General features: G+C 64.2%; 22 protein-coding genes. 15 read left to right on the top strand and 7 right to left on the bottom strand.

Going from position 1 to position 18,391, the window contains the following annotated elements; all coding sequences use genetic code 11:
• Positions 1–3 precede the first annotated feature (3 nt).
• Complete coding sequence (gene dapF / locus ENE74_RS00110; protein ID WP_127688619.1) at positions 4–807, bottom strand: diaminopimelate epimerase; 804 nt, start codon at positions 805–807, stop codon at positions 4–6.
• A gap of 70 nt (positions 808–877) precedes the next feature.
• Positions 878–2,551, bottom strand: coding sequence for a putative bifunctional diguanylate cyclase/phosphodiesterase (locus ENE74_RS00105; RefSeq protein WP_127688618.1), 1,674 nt, complete (start codon positions 2,549–2,551; stop codon positions 878–880).
• A gap of 254 nt (positions 2,552–2,805) precedes the next feature.
• Here ENE74_RS00105 and ffh point away from each other — a divergent pair, with 254 nt between their 5' ends.
• From ffh to ENE74_RS00060, 9 genes are all read left to right on the top strand, one after another.
• On the top strand, positions 2,806–4,281 hold the full coding sequence (ffh, locus tag ENE74_RS00100) for a signal recognition particle protein (RefSeq protein WP_127688617.1): 1,476 nt from the start codon (positions 2,806–2,808) through the stop codon (positions 4,279–4,281).
• Between the two features lie 44 nt (positions 4,282–4,325).
• The gene (gene rpsP, locus ENE74_RS00095; protein WP_127688616.1) at positions 4,326–4,817 is read left to right on the top strand and encodes a 30S ribosomal protein S16; all 492 of its coding nucleotides are present in this window, start codon (positions 4,326–4,328) and stop codon (positions 4,815–4,817) included.
• Positions 4,818–4,820: 3 nt separating this feature from the next.
• Entirely contained in the window at positions 4,821–5,318 is a 498-nt protein-coding gene (gene rimM / locus ENE74_RS00090) for a ribosome maturation factor RimM (RefSeq protein ID WP_127688615.1), read from the top strand.
• Positions 5,319–5,348: 30 nt separating this feature from the next.
• Positions 5,349–5,645, top strand: a complete 297-nt coding sequence (locus ENE74_RS00085; RefSeq protein ID WP_241241758.1) for an antitoxin — start codon at positions 5,349–5,351, stop codon at positions 5,643–5,645.
• Positions 5,646–5,648: 3 nt separating this feature from the next.
• Positions 5,649–6,038, top strand: coding sequence for a type II toxin-antitoxin system VapC family toxin (locus ENE74_RS00080; RefSeq protein ID WP_127688614.1), 390 nt, complete (start codon positions 5,649–5,651; stop codon positions 6,036–6,038).
• Complete coding sequence (locus tag ENE74_RS00075) at positions 6,035–6,322, top strand: hypothetical protein (protein ID WP_127688613.1); 288 nt, start codon at positions 6,035–6,037, stop codon at positions 6,320–6,322. Before ENE74_RS00080 ends, ENE74_RS00075 begins: the two co-directional genes overlap by 4 nt.
• Positions 6,319–7,065, top strand: coding sequence for a tRNA (guanosine(37)-N1)-methyltransferase TrmD (gene trmD, locus ENE74_RS00070; RefSeq protein WP_127689489.1), 747 nt, complete (start codon positions 6,319–6,321; stop codon positions 7,063–7,065). The genes ENE74_RS00075 and trmD overlap by 4 nt, the downstream gene beginning before the upstream one ends.
• On the top strand, positions 7,062–7,430 hold the full coding sequence (gene rplS, locus ENE74_RS00065; RefSeq protein ID WP_127688612.1) for a 50S ribosomal protein L19: 369 nt from the start codon (positions 7,062–7,064) through the stop codon (positions 7,428–7,430). Before trmD ends, rplS begins: the two co-directional genes overlap by 4 nt.
• A 130-nt stretch (positions 7,431–7,560) precedes the next feature.
• On the top strand, positions 7,561–8,226 hold the full coding sequence (locus ENE74_RS00060) for an MBL fold metallo-hydrolase (protein WP_127688611.1): 666 nt from the start codon (positions 7,561–7,563) through the stop codon (positions 8,224–8,226).
• Positions 8,227–8,288: 62 nt separating this feature from the next.
• Here the strand turns inward: ENE74_RS00060 and ENE74_RS00055 are convergent, their stop codons facing one another.
• Positions 8,289–8,711: an MAPEG family protein gene (locus ENE74_RS00055; RefSeq protein ID WP_127688610.1), complete on the bottom strand. Its 423-nt coding sequence runs from the start codon at positions 8,709–8,711 to the stop codon at positions 8,289–8,291.
• Positions 8,712–8,943: 232 nt separating this feature from the next.
• Between ENE74_RS00055 and rpmF the strand changes: the two genes are divergently transcribed.
• The 5 genes from rpmF (at position 8,944) to ENE74_RS00030 (ending at position 12,082) form a co-directional block, all read left to right on the top strand.
• On the top strand, positions 8,944–9,123 hold the full coding sequence (gene rpmF / locus ENE74_RS00050; protein WP_127688609.1) for a 50S ribosomal protein L32: 180 nt from the start codon (positions 8,944–8,946) through the stop codon (positions 9,121–9,123).
• Between the two features lie 33 nt (positions 9,124–9,156).
• Positions 9,157–10,242 (top strand): phosphate acyltransferase PlsX, encoded by a 1,086-nt coding sequence (gene plsX / locus ENE74_RS00045; RefSeq protein ID WP_127688608.1) that lies wholly within the window; start codon positions 9,157–9,159, stop codon positions 10,240–10,242.
• Positions 10,239–11,207 (top strand): beta-ketoacyl-ACP synthase III, encoded by a 969-nt coding sequence (locus ENE74_RS00040; RefSeq protein WP_127688607.1) that lies wholly within the window; start codon positions 10,239–10,241, stop codon positions 11,205–11,207. Before plsX ends, ENE74_RS00040 begins: the two co-directional genes overlap by 4 nt.
• Before the next feature lie 159 nt (positions 11,208–11,366).
• Entirely contained in the window at positions 11,367–11,663 is a 297-nt protein-coding gene (locus tag ENE74_RS00035) for an integration host factor subunit alpha (protein WP_127688606.1), read from the top strand.
• Between the two features lie 56 nt (positions 11,664–11,719).
• Positions 11,720–12,082 (top strand): MerR family transcriptional regulator, encoded by a 363-nt coding sequence (locus tag ENE74_RS00030; RefSeq protein WP_127688605.1) that lies wholly within the window; start codon positions 11,720–11,722, stop codon positions 12,080–12,082.
• 96 nt (positions 12,083–12,178) lie between these two features.
• Here ENE74_RS00030 and ENE74_RS00025 read toward each other — a convergent pair whose 3' ends face one another.
• From ENE74_RS00025 to ENE74_RS00010, 4 genes are all read right to left on the bottom strand, one after another.
• The gene (locus tag ENE74_RS00025) at positions 12,179–12,721 is read right to left on the bottom strand and encodes a SixA phosphatase family protein (protein ID WP_127688604.1); all 543 of its coding nucleotides are present in this window, start codon (positions 12,719–12,721) and stop codon (positions 12,179–12,181) included.
• 17 nt (positions 12,722–12,738) lie between these two features.
• Positions 12,739–15,504: an ATP-dependent DNA helicase gene (locus tag ENE74_RS00020; protein WP_241241757.1), complete on the bottom strand. Its 2,766-nt coding sequence runs from the start codon at positions 15,502–15,504 to the stop codon at positions 12,739–12,741.
• A 93-nt stretch (positions 15,505–15,597) separates the two neighbouring features.
• Positions 15,598–15,957, bottom strand: coding sequence for a PilZ domain-containing protein (locus tag ENE74_RS00015; protein ID WP_164847329.1), 360 nt, complete (start codon positions 15,955–15,957; stop codon positions 15,598–15,600).
• Between the two features lie 73 nt (positions 15,958–16,030).
• Entirely contained in the window at positions 16,031–16,612 is a 582-nt protein-coding gene (locus ENE74_RS00010) for a hypothetical protein (protein WP_127688602.1), read from the bottom strand.
• Positions 16,613–16,696: 84 nt separating this feature from the next.
• On the opposite strand from ENE74_RS00010, the gene ENE74_RS00005 reads away from it, so the two are divergent.
• A complete protein-coding gene (locus ENE74_RS00005; RefSeq protein ID WP_127688601.1) occupies positions 16,697–18,310 on the top strand; it encodes a lysine--tRNA ligase in 1,614 nt (537 codons plus the stop codon).
• The last annotated feature ends 81 nt before the right edge of the window (positions 18,311–18,391 follow it).

Below are 18,391 nucleotides of genomic sequence, written 5' to 3'. Positions count from 1 at the left end.
TGCTCAAAACCGTGTCCAGTCCGCCGTGCCGTCGAACACATGTGCGGCCGGGCCGGACATACGGATGGATGCGCCCGGCGACCAGTCGATCACAAGGTCGCCGCCAGGCAGGACGATCGTGACGGGCCCACGCGCCAGTCCCCGCCGGATCGCGGCCACCGCGGTCGCACAGGCACCAGTGCCGCATGCCCGTGTCAGCCCCACGCCGCGCTCCCATACGATCAGGCGGATGCGGTCCGCCCGCTCGACCTCGGCAAAGTTGACGTTGACGCGCGCCGGGAACAACGGATCGGTCTCGATCACGGGGCCGATGCGTGCTGCGTCATCCATCGTCATCCCGGGCTGGAAAAACACGACATGCGGGTTGCCGACATTGACGGCGGCGGGGTGATCGAGATGGTCCCAGCCGACCGGCATGTCTCGCGTGTCCATCGCATAGGCGAGCGGGATAGCGTCCCAATCGAACCGCGGCTGCCCCATGTCGACGGTTGCGCCGCCATCGGTCAACCGCGCCTCCAGCAGGCCGCCTGCCGTTTCGATCCGCACGTCGCGGCCCAGAAACAGCGGAACGCAGCGGGTGGCATTACCGCAGGCTTCCACCTCGCCGCCATCGGCATTGAATATGCGCATGCGCACATCGGCGACGTCCGATGGCTCGATCAGGATCAACTGGTCGCAGCCGATGCCGCTGTGCCGGTCCGCAATGGCGCGGGCGCGCGCCGTCGTCATCGCCAGCGGCGCATCGCGCGCGTCGATCACGACAAAGTCGTTGCCCAGACCCTGCATCTTGGAGAAGCGGCCGTTCATGCGGTGCGATGTAATGCGGCTGCCATGGCAAGTCCATGGCGCGGTTGCCGCTGGGGCGGCAGCGGCGGCGTCAGCCGAAGGAAAGCGTCTGACGCGGCGGCACGCCATTGTCGGTCGGCGCGACGGTCCGCTCGCGCGCGGGCAGCATGCCGCGATCGGCCAGCATGCGCCGGGTCTGTTCGATGGTCATGGGCTTGCCGAAATGCCAGCCCTGACCCTTGGCGAGGCCGATGCCGCGCAACTGGGTCTCGATCGCCAGCGTCTCGACGCCCTCTGCGGTCACCGGCAGGCCCAGGCTTTCGCCCAGCCGGGCAATTGCCGTGACGATCGCGGCATTCTCGCCATTGTCGCCCATGGCTGTCACGAAACTGCGGTCGATCTTGATCCGGTCGAACGGCAATGCGCGCAGATGCGCCAGCGAGCTGTAGCCGGTGCCGAAGTCATCGAGGGCGATGCGGATGCCCTGGTTCTTGAGGCTTTGGACGATCGTCTTGGCCAGTTCCAGATTTTCGAACAGGCAGGTTTCGGTGATTTCCACTTCCAGCCGATTGGCCGGATAGCCGGTTTCCAGCAGCAGTTTGAGCAATTTTTGGCTGAGCCAAGGGTCGCGCAGTTGCGACGGGGAGATATTGACCGACAGCGTAAGGGCGGGATCCCAGTTGCGCGCATCGCTGAACGCGCGGCGCATGACAGCGAAGGAAAGCTCGCCGATCATGCCGGTTTCCTCGGCGACATGGATGAACTGGTCCGGGCCAGTCAGCCCCAGCTCGGGGCTTTCCCAGCGCGCCAGCATTTCGAAACCGAGCAATTCGCCCGACAGCAGGTCCATCTGCGGCTCATAATAGGGCACGAACTCGCCTTGCGCGATGCCCCGGCGCATGGCCGCTTCGATCACGCTGCGGCGGTGCAATTCCTCCTCCATGGCGAAGGCGAACCAGGCATGGCGGTTGCGCCCGGCATTTTTCGCGGAATACATGGCGATGTCGGCACGACGGATCAGCACGTCGATCTGGTCGCCGTCGCAGTCCGACCGCGACAGGCCGAGCGATGTGCTGACGATCAGCTCGCTGCTGCCATAGGCGACGCCGTGGGAAAGCGCCGCAACCACGTCTTCCGCCACGCGCTCCACCGTTTCAGGATGGGCGGGGTCGAAAATGCAGGTGCAGGCGAACTCGTCACCGCCCAGCCGCGCCGCAAGGGCATGGGGCGGCATGACGCGGGCGATGCGTTCGGCCACCACCTTGAGGACATGGTCGCCCGCCTCATGACCGTGAATGTCGTTCACGGTCTTGAAATGGTCGAGGTCGAGCAGCAGAACCGCCACCGCGCGCCCGCGGCCGTGGGCGTCCGCGATCATCGCTGCGCCCTGCTCCAGTAGTGAGCGCCGGTTGTAGAAATCGGTCAGCGGATCGATCGCCGCCAGCGAACGCGCCCGTTCTTCCGCTGCGGCGCGATGCGCCACTTCCTGCTGCAGATCGCGATAGCGGCGATAGCCGAACAGGATCAGCGCGACATTCAGCAGCACCGCAATGGTCAGCACTTCCTCGACACCGGCGCCAAGGCCCGAAAGGGCATCGATGACCTGGCCCATCGCCGTACTGCCGTTGACGACGAACAATATGCTGGCGGCAAAGAGAATGGCACCGGTCAGCAGATCGCGCTGCGCCTTGTCTTGCGCGCTGAGACGCGGCCCGCCGTCTCCGGTGGGCGGCGGTGGCGCCTTGCGATCAACATTCCCCTGCATGCGCGCCGTTGTGGGCCAAAAGCATTGAGAAGGGGTAAATTGGCGTGCGGTTGCGCCGGGCGCTGCGCTGCGCTAAGAGCGCCGCCAGATCGACGGGCCTAGCCCGCCGGTGCCCTGACACATCCGATGCGCCATCAGGTCCCTTGGGGACGGCACGAAGGATAACGCTGGTTGGCGAGGTTTCGCCCACCGGCGTATTTGTCGTTTCAGGGAAGGCAAGGATTTTCAGGGGTTCGCGCCCCAGTGAGGTTGGCATGTTCGATTCATTGAGCGATCGCCTTGGTGGCGTGTTCGACAAGCTGAAGGGCCGTGGCGCGCTCAGCGAATCGGACGTGCGTGGGGCGATGCGCGAAGTGCGGATCGCGCTGCTCGAAGCCGACGTGGCGCTGCCGGTGGTGCGCGATTTCGTCGACAAGGTGACCGAAGAAGCCGTTGGCCAGAATGTCCTGCGGTCCGTCACCCCTGGGCAGCAGGTCGTCAAGATCGTGAGCGATGCGCTGACGGCCATGCTCGGCGCGGACAGTGTCGAACTCATGATCGACGTGACGCCGCCCGCCATCGTCATGATGGTCGGCCTGCAAGGCTCCGGCAAGACGACGACGACGGCGAAGCTGGCGAAGCGATTGAAGGAAAAGGACCGCAAGAAGGTCCTGATGGCCTCGCTCGACGTGCAGCGCCCGGCCGCGCAGGAGCAGCTGGCCGTGCTGGGCCGACAGTGCGATGTGGCGACCCTGCCGATCATCGCGGGCCAGTCGCCGGTCGAGATCGCCCGGCGAGCGTTGCAGGCGGGCAAGCTTCAGGGCTTCGACGTGGTGATGCTCGACACCGCAGGGCGGCTGCATGTCGATCAGGCGCTGATGGACGAGATGCGGGCGGTGTCGGACATTGCGACGCCGCATGAAATCCTGCTCGTGGTCGATTCGCTGACTGGCCAGGACGCGGTGAATGTCGCCAAGACCTTTACCGAGCAGGTGCCACTGACCGGCGTGGTGCTCACCCGGATGGACGGCGACGCCCGCGGCGGCGCGGCCCTCTCGATGCGGGCGGTGACCGGCCAGCCGATCAAGTTCGCCGGGGTCGGCGAAAAGCTCGACGCGATCGAAGTCTTCCATCCGGGCCGCGTCGCCAGCCGCATATTGGGCATGGGCGACGTCGTCAGTCTGGTGGAAAAAGCCGCCGAGAGCATCGATGCCGACGAGGCGGACAAGCTTGCCAAGAAAATGGCGAAGGGCCAGTTCGATCTGGACGATCTGCGCGCCCAGTTGGCGCAGATGCGGCGCATGGGTGGCCTGGGCGCGCTCGCAGGGATGATCCCCGGCCTCAAGAAGGCGCAGATGGCGATGGCGCAGAGCGGTGCCAGCGACAAGACGCTGGTCCATATGGACGCCATCCTCTCATCGATGACCCCCAAGGAGCGGTCGCGCCCTGCGTTGATCAACGCCAAGCGGAAGATCCGCATCGCCAAAGGGTCCGGCACAACGGTGCAGGAGGTCAACCGTGTCCTGAAAATGCACCAGGAAATGGAAACCGCGATGAAGAAGATCCGCAAGATGGGCGGGTTGAAGGGGCTGGGGAAGATGTTCGCCGGCGGCGGCATGGGCGGCTTGCTGGGCGGCGGCGGTGCCGGTGGCATGGGCGGTGCGGGCGGTGGCATGGGTGCGATGCCCGGTCTGCCCGGCGGCGATATGCCGAAGCTGCCGCCGGGTTTCGAAAAGTTTATGAAGAAATGATTTCAACACATTGATTATGTTTCAAGAAAGGTAAGGTTAGAGTTATGGCAACTGCAATTCGTCTGTCGCGTGGCGGCTCCAAGAAGCGGCCCTATTACCGGATCGTCGTGACCGACAGCCGGTCTTCGCGTGATGGCAAGTTCATCGAGCGGATCGGCAGCTACAATCCGCTGCTCGCCAAGGATGATGACAAGCGCGTCGTGCTCGACATCGATCGGGCCAAGCATTGGGTTTCGGTCGGCGCGCAGCCGAGCGATCGCGTCCTGCGTTTCCTGGATGCCGCCGGTGTGACGGAGCGTGCGCCGCGCAACAATCCGAACAAGGGCAAGCCGGGCGAGAAGGCGACCGAACGCGCCGAAGAACGCGCAGCCAAGCTGGCGGAAGCCGAAGAAGCCAAGAAGGCGGCCGAAGAAGCCGCCAAGGCACCTGTCGAAGAGCCTGCCGCCGAGGAACCGGCTGCGGAAGCTGCCGCTGATGAAGCGCCCGCCGCAGAAGCCCCCGCGGCTGAATCGGCCGAAGAAAAGGCGGAAGGCTAAGCCTTGTCGGATCGCCCCGTCACGCTGGCCGCCGTCATCGGCGCACATGGCGTGACGGGCGAGGTGCGTCTCAAGCTGTTCGCGCAGTCGCCGGACAGTCTGAGACAGTACAAGAGTTTTGCCGTGGGTGACCGGGTGCTGACGCTGAAAAGCATCCGCCCCGGTCCCAACGGTGCGGTCGCGCGCTTTGCCGAAATCGGCGATCGGACGGCGGCCGAAGCCTTGCGCGGAACGGCGCTCACCGTGCCGCGGTCCGCCCTGCCGCCATTACCCGAGGGCGAATATTATCATATCGACCTGATCGACTTGCCCTGCATATCGAGCGACGGCGCACCGCTGGGGCGGATCGTCGCGGTCGAAAACTTCGGCGCGGGTGACATTCTCGAAATCGAGCAGTCACGCCCGGACCAGGATAGCAAGCCTGCAAAACGTTTCATGGTGCCGATCAAGGCGGCGGAAATCGGCGATCCCGTCGTGATTGACGCGCTGTTCATCGTCTAGTATATACGGCATGTATATACGGAGATATTTGTGAACCAGCATAGCCGTCTGCGTTCGGTTGAAGGGGTGATCGCCCGCATCTTCAAATCGGGCAATTCTCTGGCGTTGCGCTTGCCCAAAGAGCTGGGGTTTCGACCCGGAGAGGAAATCATCGTCACCGATCATGGCGATGGCACTTTCTCGTTGCGTCGCGCCGATGACAAGGTGGCGAGCCTGGATGCGCTTTATGGCGCTTTCTCGACAGGGTTTATGGCAGACGGACGCGGAGATATCGAACAGGACGATCGGGACTGGGACCGCGCCACGCCAACGCACACGATCCGTTGAGCCGTGTTTTTGCTGGATACGAATATCTGCATCTATTTTGCGCAGGGACGGAGCGAATCGCTGAGGGTGCGTATGCGTCAGGCGATCGGGGATGGCTTGTGCATGTCCGCAATCACCTATGGGGAACTTGCCGTCGGCAGCCGTAATTCCTCCGATCCGGCCGGCGACAGGAAATTGTTGGATGCCCTTGTGCAGATAGTGACTGTTCAGCCTTTTGATCGTCTTGCCGCAGACACTTACGGGGCTTTGGCGCGCCTGAAGGGTGTGCAGCGCCGCAGCTTCGATCGCCTGATCGCAGCGCATGCGCTGTCGCTCGACCTTACGCTTATCACCAACAACCAAGCTGATTTCGCCGACATTCCCGGCCTGAGGACAGAGAACTGGACGCTATGACGACCTTCGGCCAGATCATGCCCTATGGCTACATGCTGCTGTTCATCGTCATCGGCTGGCGGCTGTATGTCCTCCGGTGGGACTGGCGTTGGAAGGCAGCGTCGGGCGCTGCCATGGTCATTGCGCCGCCTCTGCTGTTCCTGCTGCCTGCGCTGCGCAATCCACAGGGCAGTTTTGCCGGATGGCTGCTGGCGATGGGCATCGGCATGCTGGTGGCGGGCGCGCTGTGCCTGGGCGGTGGGGTACTGGCGGCGTGGCTGCGGGCGCGGCCGCGCACCCCATGAGCTTCGCGGCGCGGATACTGACGCTCTACCCGGAGATGTTTCCCGGGCCGCTGGGCGTTTCGCTGGCCGGGCGCGCGCTGGCGCAGGGGATATGGACGTGCGACCCCGTCCAGATCCGCGATTTCGCGACCGACAGGCACAAATCCGTGGACGATACGCCGGCGGGCGGCGGCGCGGGCATGGTGATGCGCGCGGATGTGCTGGCGCGGGCGGTGGACCATGCCTTGGCGGCCCAACCCGATGCCCCGCTTGTCGCCATGACGCCGCGCGGGGAACCACTGACGCAGATGCTGGTGCGGGAGATTGCGGCAGGGCCCGGCGTAACCATCCTGTGCGGCCGGTTCGAGGGGATCGACGAACGCCTGTTCGAGGCGCGACCGATCCGGCAGGTCTCGGTCGGCGACTATATATTGTCGGGCGGAGAGACGGCCGCAATCGTGCTGCTCGATGCTTGCATCCGCCTGCTTCCCGGTGTAATGGGCGCGGCTTCCAGTGGGGATGAGGAGAGCTTCGAAAGCGGCCTCCTCGAATATCCGCATTATACCCGGCCCAATGAATGGGAAGGGCGCATGATCCCGCAAGTGTTGCGATCGGGGGATCATGCGAAGATCGCGGCGTGGCGGCAAGCCATGGCGCAGGATCATACACGGTCACGGCGGCCGGACCTTTGGGAACGTCACAGGGACGTTCGGGACCAGTCGCCCTCTGATGCGCAACGCAAAATGAAGGACAAGAGGACATGAACCTCCTCCAGCAGATCGAGGCCGAGAATATCGCCGCCCTCGCCAAGGATATCCCGGATTTCCGCCCCGGTGACACGCTGCGTGTTGGCGTGAAGGTTGTCGAAGGCGAGCGCAGCCGTGTCCAGAACTATGAAGGCGTCTGCATCGCCCGCTCCAACAAGGGCATGGGGTCCAACTTCACCGTGCGCAAGATCAGTTTCGGCGAAGGCGTGGAGCGCGTCTTCCCGCTCTATTCGCCGAACATCGATTCGATCACCGTCGTCCGCCGTGGCGTCGTGCGTCGTGCGAAGCTCTACTATCTGCGCGGCCGCACCGGCAAGCGCGCCCGCATCGCCGAACGCCGCGACGTGCGCAGCGAAGGCTGAGGCTGACGGTACAGGCTTTGGAAAGGGCGCCGGAGGTAACTCCGGCGCCTTTTTTCATGGCGCGGCGGGGGAAGCACTGCGGCGTATCTATCCCTTGCGAAGCAGGGTTCCGTGCGCCACATCTGCCGCCATGACAATGCCTCCGCTCAAAGCCGTCCTCGTGCCCGTCACGCCGCTCCAGCAGAACTGCACGCTTCTGTGGTGCACCGCCACCAACAAGGCCGCATTCGTCGATCCCGGCGGCGACCTGCACAAGCTGAAAGCCGCCGCCGCACAGCAGGGAGTGACCATCGAAAAAATCCTTATCACCCATGGCCATATCGACCATTGCGGTGAAGCCGGTACGCTGGCGAAGGAACTGGGCGTGCCGATTGAAGGCCCCCATGAGGCGGACCGTTTCTGGATTTCGCGGCTGGACGAAGACGGGCGCCATTACGGCGTCAACGGAAAGCCGTTTGAGCCGGATCGCTGGCTGGTCAACGGTGACAGCGTGACGGTCGGCAATCTGGTGCTGGACGTCTACCACTGCCCCGGCCACACGCCGGGCCATGTCGTCTTCCACCACGCGCCTTCGAAACTGGCGATTGTCGGCGACGTGCTGTTTCAGGGGTCCATCGGCCGCACCGATTTTCCCATGGGCAACCATCAGGATCTGCTCGACGCGATTACCGGGCGATTATGGCCGCTTGGTGGTGAAACCGCCTTTGTGCCGGGCCATGGCGCGATGAGCACCTTTGCCCATGAACGGCGCTCCAACCCCTTCGTGGCGGATCGAATTACGGGCGTTACGGCCTGATTTTTCGTACCCGTTCGACACCAACGGATGCTGGTTCTGTGCTTCGCCGCAATCGTGGCAGCCTACACCATATCCACCGCCACCGCGCGCGTCAGCCCCGCATAGGCTGCATAGAGCGCCGCCACCGTCAGGACGATCGTGACCGTGAACGTCACCATGATGCCGATCATCCGGGTTTTCGCCGGCTGATCTGAATCCATGCCGAACGCATGGGCGATTCGCCCAAATATGTAGGCCGCGACCGCGATCCACAGCCACATTGTGCTGCCCAATGCCATTTCGACGACGCCAGCCAGCACCAGCAGGAACGGCGTATATTCCACAAAATTGGCCTGCGCCCGCATCCGCTTCATCAGCAGGCTGCTGCCGCCATCGCCGTGCAGCACCTGCTCGGCCATTCGCACCCGCGCGATGCGGATGCCAAGCCATAGGTTGAGCAGCGCGGCGGCGGCTGCGAAGACCAGCGTGACAGGCATGACGATCATGAACTTTGCTCCCCGTTGTTCGCGCTGACATTGCCGCCCGTGCGCCGTGTGGGCAAGACGGATTGCGTCGCATCCTGCGCAAGGAAATGGTTGCGCCGATCGCAAAAACCATTATAGGCGCAGGGCTTCGCGATACTCCGGGCCGCATGGGTCTGCGGCTGGACTGGCCGTCTGTACTTTTCATGCGTTTCGGCTATTCGCATCGTCTCAATTTACGGAAACAGGTGCCGACATGGCTGTCCCAAAGAGGAAAACATCTCCTTCCAAGCGTGGTATGCGTCGCAGCCACGATACGCTGAAGGTCCAGGCATTCCAGGAATGCTCGAACTGCGGTGAACTCAAGCGCCCGCACAATCTGTGCCCGGCCTGCGGCCATTACAACGGTCGCGAAATCGTCGCGGTCGGCGCCTAAGCACCCGCCTCTCTCCGTTCCAGGGGGATTATAGTGAGCCAGCAGCCGCGGATCGCCATTGATGCGATGGGCGGGGATGAAGGCGTTCGCGTGATGATCGCGGGCGCTGCGCTGGCGCGCCATCGGCATGAAGGGCTGCGGTTCTCCCTGTTCGGGGACGAGGCGCAGATCAAGGCGGCACTCGACAATCACCCCAATCTGCGCGCGGCGTCCGAAGTCGTCCACGCGCCCGATCTGGTGACCGGCACCGATAAACCTAGCCAGGCGATCCGCAAGAAGACCAGCTCGATGGCGCTGGCCATTCAGGCTGTGAAGGAAGGGCGTGCAGGGGCCGCCGTTTCTGCGGGCAATACCGGCGCGCTGATGGCAATGGCGAAGCTTGCCTTGCGGACCATGCCGGGTATCGATCGACCCGCGCTTTCGGCGCTGTTGCCCACGCTGGGCGACAATGACGTCGTGATGCTCGATCTGGGCGCGAACACCGAATGCGACGCGCGCAACCTCGTGCAGTTTGCCGTGATGGGCGCGGCCTATGCGCGCACCGTGCTTGATCTGGAGCGGCCGCGTGTCCGCCTGCTCAACATCGGCACAGAGGAAATGAAAGGCACGGACGAGATTCGCGACGCCGCTGCCCTGCTGCGCGCCGCCACCGCTTTGCCGATGCAGTTCGATGGGTTTATCGAAGGCGACAGGATCAGCACCGGGGACACCGATGTCGTCGTGACGGAAGGCTTTGCCGGCAATATCGCGCTCAAGACCGCGGAAGGCACAGCCCGCTTCGTGACGGACGTGCTGCGCAACGCCTTTACCAGCTCGCTGCGGTCCAAGATCGGCTTTCTGATCTCGAAGCCTGCGATGCATCTGCTCAAGCATCATCTGGATCCCAATAATCACAATGGCGCGGTGTTCCTGGGTCTCAACGGTGTCGTAGTGAAAAGCCATGGCGGCGCGAGTGTAAAGGGCGTCGCCAACGCGGTGCATGTCGCCGCCCGCTTGCTGGAAGAAGACATCACGCGCCGCATCGCCGAAGACCTGGCTAATATCGGGGCACTCGCCGAAACCCAGGCGAAAGCTGACGCGGCGCGAACCGCACAATCCACGGAGCAGCCTGCAAAATGATTCGCCGATCGGTTCTGCTGGGCACGGGGTCCGCCCTGCCGCCGCGCATGGTCAGCAATGCGGAACTGGCAGAGCAGGTCGACACGTCGGACGAATGGATCGTCGAACGCACCGGCATCCGCAACCGGCATATCGCAGCCGATGGCGAAACGACCGCTACGCTGGCGACGGAGGCGGCGCGCAAGGCGCTGGCTGCCGCCGGTGTCGATGCGGGGGAGATCGGCCTCATCATTCTCGCGACGGCGACGCCCGACCAGACCTTTCCTGCGTCCGCTACGCTGGTTCAGGCGGCGCTGGGCATCGACGACTGCATCGCGTTCGATGTGGCGGCCGTCTGCTCGGGCTTTCTCTACGCCATTACGGTCGCCGACAGCATGTTGCGCGGTGGCAGCGCGAGCAAGGCGCTGGTGATCGGATCGGAAACCTTCAGCCGCATTCTCGACTGGGAGGATCGCGCAACCTGCGTTCTGTTCGGCGACGGTGCGGGGGCAGTGGTGCTGGGTGTCGAGGACAGCGCGGAGGGCGCGCGCGGCATTCTGGCGACGCGCCTGCATGCCGACGGACGCCATAATGCCATGCTGTATGTCGATGGCGGCGTATCGACCACCGGCACCGTGGGCAAGCTGCGGATGCGCGGCAAGGAAGTGTTCCGCCACGCCGTCGTCAACCTGGCGGCGGTCATGGGCGAAACGCTGGAAGCTGCGGGCTTGACGGCGGCGGATGTCGACTGGGTGGTTCCGCATCAGGCCAATGCGCGGATACTCGACGCGACGGCGCGCAAGCTCCAGCTCGCACCGGAAAAGGTCGTCGTGACAGTGGATCGTCATGCCAACACTTCGGCGGCATCGGTGCCGCTGGCGCTCGATGTCGCAGTGCGGGATGGGCGGATCAGGCCGGGGCAGCTTGTCGTCCTGGAGGCGATGGGCGGGGGCTTCACCTGGGGTGCGTGCGTTCTGCGTGTCTAGCATCCGGCGGCAAAGTCGTAACGTGATCGAAACAGTGGCGCGATGCAACCTTGTTTTTCAAGCGTATAGCTTGCCAAAGCCCTGAAAATGGCGCACATCGCATGCAGCCGTCGCGACACACATCGCACGGTACATGCGTTTGCATCGGGTGGGGATTTGATGACGAACAACACGACTTTGACGCGTGCCGATCTGGCGGAATCGCTCAATCGGCATATTGGCCTGTCACGGGCCGAATCCGCCGCGATGGTGGAATCGATACTGGACAAAATGGGGGACGCGCTCGCCAAGGGTGAGAACGTCAAGATTTCCAGCTTTGGGACTTTCGTGCTGCGCGACAAGAACGAACGGGTCGGGCGCAATCCCAAGACGGGGATCGAAGTGCCGATCGCCCCGCGCCGGGTGCTCACCTTTCGTGCCAGCCAGACCATGCGGGAGCGGATCGCGCGCGCATAAGCGTCTGATAGGCCGTCCGATTTCGCAGTTGACGCTGCACCTGTGGCAGGTGCAACATGATTGTCATGAAATCGGACGGTGCATTTTTGACAATCGGCGAGCTATCGGCCGAGCTGGGCGTTCCGCAGCATATCCTGCGCTATTGGGAAAGCCGTTTCACGCAGTTGCGGCCGCTCCAGCGGTCCGGCAACCGGCGCTATTATCGCCCGGCCGATGTCGCGCTCGTCCGCCGCATCCACCAGCTGCTGAATGTTGAGGGGTTCACCGTGCGTGGCGCGCAGAAGGCGCTGGCCGGTGTTGAGGAGCCCGCGGCGGAGGCTGTAGTCGCGCCGTCCGTTTCTGCGCCTTCGCCTGCGGATGCCACATTGATCGTCCGGCTTCAGACCATTCGCGATACGCTGGCGGCTGCCTTGAGCTGACAATCCGAACGGCTGTTCCCCGGTGAAAGCCGGTGTCCAGCGCGGCACGAATTGTACTGTGTTACCCTGGACCCCGGCTTTCACCGGGGAACAGCATCAATAAGCCTCGGGGCCGAGCGCCGCATCCAGATCACGGGGCCGCGTGAAGGCGACGAGGCGTCCGCAACCGCTCGCCACATCCTTCCAGTGCGCCACATCCAGCGCGATCGTCGCGAGGCTTGCGGTCGGGAACTTGGTTTCCACTTCCGCGCGCAGAGCGTCGCCGTCGCTCTCCGGCACAAGCTCGAGGATCAGATCCTCCAGCCCGGGATTATGTCCCGCCATCAACAGATTGTCTGCACTCTCCGGCACCGCGTGCAGAACATCGAAAAGCGCAGCGGCGGAGGCAAGATAGATGCGCCGGTCCCATACCGTCTCGATCGGCTTGCCATAACTGTCCAGAAAATGATCGAGCGTTTCCACCACGCGCACCGCCGGAGATGCCACCAGCAGGTCGAACGCCATGCCGGAATCGAGCGCATATTGACCCATCAGCGTCGCGGCTTTTTCCCCCCGTCCGTTCAGCGGGCGGTCGAAATCCCGCTTGACCGGATCGTCCCAGCCCGATTTGGCGTGGCGCAACAGGGTCAGGCGTTTCATGCTCTCTCCACGGACGATCAGGATGCGCCGGTCGCTTTGTGATGCACGAAAGGATCGGTTTCGCCAAGGGCCTCCGGTACGGAAAGGCGGCTGACGGCAATGATTGCCTCATCCAGTGTCACGCGCTGGATGGCGACGCCTGGCGGAAAGGCAGACAGGAGGCGGCTTGGCATGGCGGCGGACAGGATGACGAAACAGCCACGGTCGCTCGCGCGACGAATCAGTCGGCCGAATGCCTGCGCAAGCCGCGCGCGGATCAGGGCGTCGTCATAGGCGCTGCCGGTGCCCATCGTCTGGGTCGCGGCCAGCCGTCGCGCGCTGTGCAACACCGTCGGCTTGGGCCATGGCACACCTTCCATCACCACCAGCCGCAGCGAATCGCCCGGCACGTCGACGCCATCGCGCAACGCATCGGTGCCGAGCAGCGAGGCATGCGGATCGTCACGAAAAATGTCGACCAGCGTACCAGTGTCCATCGGATCGACATGCTGCGCATAGAGCGGCAGGCCACCGCGCGCCAGCCGGTCGGCGATGCGGGCATGCACCGCGCGCAGGCGACGGATCGCGGTAAACAGACCCAGCGTGCCCCCCTGCGTTGCTTCGATCAGCCGGGCATAGGCGCCTGACAGGGCGGCAATGTCGCCACGCCGGATGTCGGTGACGATCAGCACCTGCGCCTGGGCCTGATAGTCGAATGGGCTGTCGACTTCGAACCGCGCGGCGGGGCGCGACAGATGCAAGGTGCCGCTGCGTGCTTCGGCCATGTCCCAACCCCCGCCGCCCTTCAACGTGGCGGATGTGACGATCACGCCATGTGCGGGTTTCAGCACGGCTTCCGCCAGCGGTTTGGTAGGGTCGAGCCAGCGGCGGTGGATGCCGATATCATATTCGCGGCCTTCGAACCGTTCGACCGCCAGCCAGTCGACATGGTCGGCATCCGCCGGGCCGCCTATCCGCGAAAGCAGCGCCAGCCAAGCCGCCACCAGGTCGCAGCGCCAGCCGAGCGAGGCAATCGCCCCGTCGATCCGTGCCCGTGCCTGCGCATCCAGCCAATCGGGCGCGTCCTCCAATAGCGTCTGCAACCGCTTGCCCAGATGGAGCAGCGGGCGCAGCAGTGTGTCGAGCGCGGTGACGGCCGCCTGCGCCGCATCGACCAGCGCGCCGTCCGGTTCGGCAAGTTCGGTTTCCAGCCCATAGCCGGCATCGGCATCCTTGCCGCTTTCCGCCGCGCGGGCATAAACCGTGCCGCGCACGGCGGCCAGCAGCACTTCGATCGGACCGAACGGATCGCCGCTCACCACGCGCTTGAGCCATTCGTCGCTTGGCAGCGCCTGCGCGGCATCGCGCGCGGCCTGGATCGCAAGCGCCCCTTCCGCATCATAGCTCGCCACGTCGGACAATCGCGCCGCCAGGCCCCGCCGCCGTCCACGCGACGTGCCTTCCGGGCCGATCACCCAGCGGCGCAGTTCGATCGCTTCCTGCCCCGAAAGCAGCGCGGCGAAGGTGGAATCGGCGGCATCGAACAGATGATGGCCTTCGTCGAACACGATCCGGGTCGGCTGGCTGGCCGCTTCCCTGCCGCGCGCGGCGTTGATCATCACCAGCGCATGGTTGGCGATGATGATGTCGGCCTGCGCCGACGCGCGGCTTGCCCGCTCGATGAAGCATTTGCGATAGTGCGGACAGCCGGCATAGATGCACTCGCCGCGCCGGTCGGTCAGCGCGGTCGATCCGTTGCGGCGGAACAAGGTCGGCAGCCAGCCGGGCAGGTCGCCGCCCACCATATCGCCATCCTTGCTGTACGCGGCCCAGCGCGCGACCAGTTGCGCGAGCACAGCGGCGCGCCCGGCAAAGCCGCCCTGTAATGCATCTTCCAGATTGAGCAGACAAAGGTAATTTTCCCGCCCCTTGCGGACGACCACGCGGCGTTTTCTCGTCTCCGCGTCGGGGAACAGGCGGATGGTCTCGCGGTCGAGCTGCCGCTGCAAGGCCTTGGTATAGGTCGAAATCCACACGGCCCCGCCGGCCTCCGCCGCCCATAGCGATGCGGGGGCCAGATAACCCAGTGTCTTGCCGATCCCCGTCCCTGCTTCGGCCAGCAGCATGTTGGGCTGATCGCGCGCGGCGCGCGGCGCAAAGCTGGCGGCGGCCTGTTCCGCATAGGCCCGCTGGCCGGGCCGCGCTTCCGCGCCCTGGCCCGTCAGCCTGTCGAGCTGCGCCAGCACGGCATCGCCATCCAGGCTGATCGTACGTGGGGCGGGCCGGGGGGCGACATCCTCCCATTCGGGCAGCTTGCTGAACAGCCAGCGTTCCGCCTGATCCGGCATGGCGATCCGCGGCGCGACGACCGGTGCCCAGGGCCAGCGCAGCCGGGCAAGCGATTGCGCCGCCGTCCATGCGCCTTCGCGCTCCGCCCAGACCGGCGCATCGAGCCGCGAGAGCAGCCGTTCGGCGATGGCGTGAATCAGTGCCGGAATGTCCGCCTCGGTGGCGGGCGCGTCGAGGCCCAGTGCCTCAGCCAGCCCTTTCGCCGTCGGCACGACGAAGCGCGCAGGGTGCACGAACGCCCACAGTTCCAGCAGATCGAGACCGTTGATGTCGGGATAGCCCAGCCTTTGCCCGGCCAGCGGGGCGTTGAGCATCAGCACCGGCGTTTCCGCCGCACGGCCCACGGCTTCCCCTTTCGCCAGCCCGCGTGTTTCCCCGCCTTCGCGCAGCCAGATGCCCGCATGGCTGGCATGCAGCGCCGGGAAGGACAGGGGGGAAAGGGGCGTCGGCTTCACGCTCTTCGTTTAGGAGAAACCGGAACAAAGGGGAAACTGATTTTCGCCGATGCGAAGGTTCTGGCACGCCTCGGCCATAGGCCGGACAGGATGCTAGCGCAGGTTCCGCCCGAAGTGCGCAAAGGTCGGCCGCCGTGCCGCCGCCAACGGCAGCGATCCGCGCAAGTCCCGCCCCGTCTGCTTGGCCTGCAACGCATCGTGCAGCGGCCCCTCGGTCAGGGCATAGGGAAAACGCACGCCCATCCGGTCATGCTCGACCCACATGACCTTTGCAAATGTCGTATGGCCTTCGCAGTCGAGCTGGAAGTCGGTGCCCTTGGGCAATATCGCGCCGGTCACCTGCGCGCCTGCCTCGCTGAGGTTGATAACGGTCGCCTCGATGGAATCGAGCACCGTTGTGATCGTTACGGGCACATCGACTGCCACCCGCACCCGGCCGCGCTTCGCCTGCATGACGTGCGACTCCTTTCCTGCCGGATTATGACCGACCATGGTTAAGAAACCGCGAAAACATATCGTTTGCGTATCAATTAACGCTGGCTGTTCGCTGTCTTTCGACGATCAGACGTTGCAGACGCGCCACATCGGGGACGGCTGCGACTTCGAAACGATCAGTGATGCGGTCGCCATCGCTATCGACATGGCTGCCAGTCTGGATGGTGAGCGTGCCCCAGCAATCCTTGCCGACCTTGGTTGAAATCGGACCCATCCGGTCGAGCGGCACGATGTCCGTCGTCCGCGTCTTGCCCGTTACGATGCGGATCAGGCGGCGGTCGGTCAGGCCGTAAATGGTGGATGCGGCATCGCGCCGGATCTGGATCGGCTTGTACAGCATCCACAGCCCGACCAGAATGAAGGGCGTGCCGAACAGCGGAAAGGCGATGCCGAATCCCCAGCCCATGGCGTCCTTCGGCGGACCGGCATGCCAGGGCAGCGTCGCGAGGGCTGTCCAGACCAGCGAAAACACCGTCCACGGCACCGCAAAGAACCATATGACAAATGCCGCCTTCATCCGCGCGGGATCGGGGGAGGCGCTCCACAGCAATTGTTCGCCGGGGGCTAGTTCGCTCCGCAACGCGGTATCGAGAGAAAAGGCAGCGCGATCCATGCACGCTGTCTCTAGGTCCAAAGACTGGAAAAAGCCTTAAAAGCCGCTAAGGGGAGCGTCCGTCCGTTGATCCATGGAACCTGTATGACCGAAACGCCCTCCTTGCGCGATGCCGCGCTGGCTTCGAAGGCCTGGCCCTATGAGGAGGCGCGCAAGCTTCTGAAGCGGTATCCCCATGGCGCGCCCGAGAAGGGCTATGTCCTGTTCGAGACCGGCTATGGCCCGTCGGGCCTGCCGCATATCGGTACGTTCAACGAAGTGCTGCGCACGACGATGGTCCGCAACGCCTTTCATGCGCTGTCGGATGTTCCCACCCGCCTGATTGCGTTCAGCGACGATATGGACGGGCTGCGCAAGGTGCCCGACAATGTGCCCAACGGCGCGATGCTGCGGGAGCATCTCGGCAAGCCGCTGACGCAGGTGCCCGATCCGTTCGGGAAGTTCGAAAGTTTCGCGCATCACAACAATGCCATGCTGCGCGACTTTCTGGACCGCTTCGGCTTCGACTACACGTTCGCCTCATCGACGGATTATTATCGTGGCGGGAAGTTTGACGATGCCCTGCGCAATGTGCTGCGGCATTATCAGGCAATCATGGACATCATGCTGCCGACGCTGCGCAAGGAACGGCAACTGAGCTATTCGCCGGTTCTGCCGATCAGCCCGAAAAGCGGTATCGTGTTGCAGGTGCCGGTCGAGGTGGTGGACGCCGATGCCGGGATCGTCCGGTTCGAGGATGAAGGCGAGACGATCGAGCAATCCATCCTGTCGGGCGGCGCGAAGCTGCAATGGAAGGTCGACTGGGCGATGCGCTGGGTCGCGCTGGGTGTCGATTATGAAATGGCCGGCAAGGATCTGATCGATTCGGTCACGCAAAGCTCCAAGATCGCCCGTGCGCTGGGCGCGCGGCCGCCCGAAGGGTTCAACTATGAAATGTTTCTCGACGAAAATGGCGAGAAGATTTCCAAGTCGAAGGGCAACGGTCTCAGCCTAGAACAATGGCTGACCTACGGGCCGCAGGAAAGCCTCGCTTTCTACGCCTATCGCGAGCCGAAAAAGGCGAAGTCGCTCCATATGGGTGTCATCCCCCGCGCCGTGGACGAATATTGGCAGTTCCGTGGCAATTACGCGGGGCAGGCGATCGAACAGCGGCTCGGCAATCCGGTGCATCATATTCATGACGGCCATGTTCCCGAAGGGGCGCTGCCCGTGACCTTCGGCCTGCTGCTGAACCTCGTCGGAGTCATGGGCGATGCGCAGCGGGAACAGGTCTGGGGCTATCTGCGCAATTATGTGCCGGATGCTACGCCGCAGACGCACCCCGATCTCGATGCCCTTATCGGCCATGCGCTGGCCTATCATCGGGATTTCGTCGCGCCGACCCTCCGCCGTCGCCCGCCGACGCCGCATGAGGCGGCCGCGCTGCGCAGGCTGGATGCGGAACTTGGCGTGCTGCCGGAAGGCGCGAGCGCGGAGGACATCCAGAACATCGTCTATGCCATCGGCAAGGACGAGGCGTTTGGTTTCACCGAATTGCGCGACTGGTTCAAGGCGCTTTACCAAACGTTGCTGGGGGCCGATCAGGGGCCGCGGATGGGCAGTTTCATCGCACTGTACGGGGTGGAGAACAGCCGGAAACTGATCGCAGAAGCCCTGTCCGTCGTCAGAACATTTGGCGCAACTCGCGGCGTAGATTAGCGGAGTGCGGGCCTCGTCTGGGGGTTGATGTTAGGCGGCGAGCTTGCGGTGAAGCAAGCGCCGATGTTCGATGGTCTGCCG

The sequence above is a fragment of the Sphingobium algorifonticola genome (assembly GCF_004005485.1).
GTDB classification, from domain to species: Bacteria; Pseudomonadota; Alphaproteobacteria; order Sphingomonadales; family Sphingomonadaceae; genus Sphingobium; species Sphingobium algorifonticola.
The sequence above is the reverse complement of the archived record's forward strand: the minus strand, read 5'-3'. Positions and strand labels throughout refer to the sequence as shown.

Excerpts from the sequence above, each read along its gene's own strand:
- ENE74_RS00035 (WP_127688606.1), top strand. The coding sequence starts at position 11,367 with ATGACGAACAACACGACTTTGACGCGTGCCGATCTGGCGGAATCGCTC.
- dapF (WP_127688619.1), bottom strand. The coding sequence starts at position 807 with ATGAACGGCCGCTTCTCCAAGATGCAGGGTCTGGGCAACGACTTTGTC.
- ENE74_RS00030 (WP_127688605.1), top strand. The coding sequence starts at position 11,720 with ATGATTGTCATGAAATCGGACGGTGCATTTTTGACAATCGGCGAGCTA.
- trmD (WP_127689489.1), top strand. The coding sequence starts at position 6,319 with ATGAGCTTCGCGGCGCGGATACTGACGCTCTACCCGGAGATGTTTCCC.
- ENE74_RS00025 (WP_127688604.1), bottom strand. The coding sequence starts at position 12,721 with ATGAAACGCCTGACCCTGTTGCGCCACGCCAAATCGGGCTGGGACGAT.
- ENE74_RS00105 (WP_127688618.1), bottom strand. The coding sequence starts at position 2,551 with ATGCAGGGGAATGTTGATCGCAAGGCGCCACCGCCGCCCACCGGAGAC.
- rplS (WP_127688612.1), top strand. The coding sequence starts at position 7,062 with ATGAACCTCCTCCAGCAGATCGAGGCCGAGAATATCGCCGCCCTCGCC.
- rpsP (WP_127688616.1), top strand. The coding sequence starts at position 4,326 with ATGGCAACTGCAATTCGTCTGTCGCGTGGCGGCTCCAAGAAGCGGCCC.
- ENE74_RS00075 (WP_127688613.1), top strand. The coding sequence starts at position 6,035 with ATGACGACCTTCGGCCAGATCATGCCCTATGGCTACATGCTGCTGTTC.
- rpmF (WP_127688609.1), top strand. The coding sequence starts at position 8,944 with ATGGCTGTCCCAAAGAGGAAAACATCTCCTTCCAAGCGTGGTATGCGT.
- ENE74_RS00060 (WP_127688611.1), top strand. The coding sequence starts at position 7,561 with ATGACAATGCCTCCGCTCAAAGCCGTCCTCGTGCCCGTCACGCCGCTC.
- ENE74_RS00010 (WP_127688602.1), bottom strand. The coding sequence starts at position 16,612 with ATGGATCGCGCTGCCTTTTCTCTCGATACCGCGTTGCGGAGCGAACTA.
- ENE74_RS00040 (WP_127688607.1), top strand. The coding sequence starts at position 10,239 with ATGATTCGCCGATCGGTTCTGCTGGGCACGGGGTCCGCCCTGCCGCCG.
- ffh (WP_127688617.1), top strand. The coding sequence starts at position 2,806 with ATGTTCGATTCATTGAGCGATCGCCTTGGTGGCGTGTTCGACAAGCTG.
- ENE74_RS00055 (WP_127688610.1), bottom strand. The coding sequence starts at position 8,711 with ATGATCGTCATGCCTGTCACGCTGGTCTTCGCAGCCGCCGCCGCGCTG.
- ENE74_RS00015 (WP_164847329.1), bottom strand. The coding sequence starts at position 15,957 with ATGCAGGCGAAGCGCGGCCGGGTGCGGGTGGCAGTCGATGTGCCCGTA.
- ENE74_RS00005 (WP_127688601.1), top strand. The coding sequence starts at position 16,697 with ATGACCGAAACGCCCTCCTTGCGCGATGCCGCGCTGGCTTCGAAGGCC.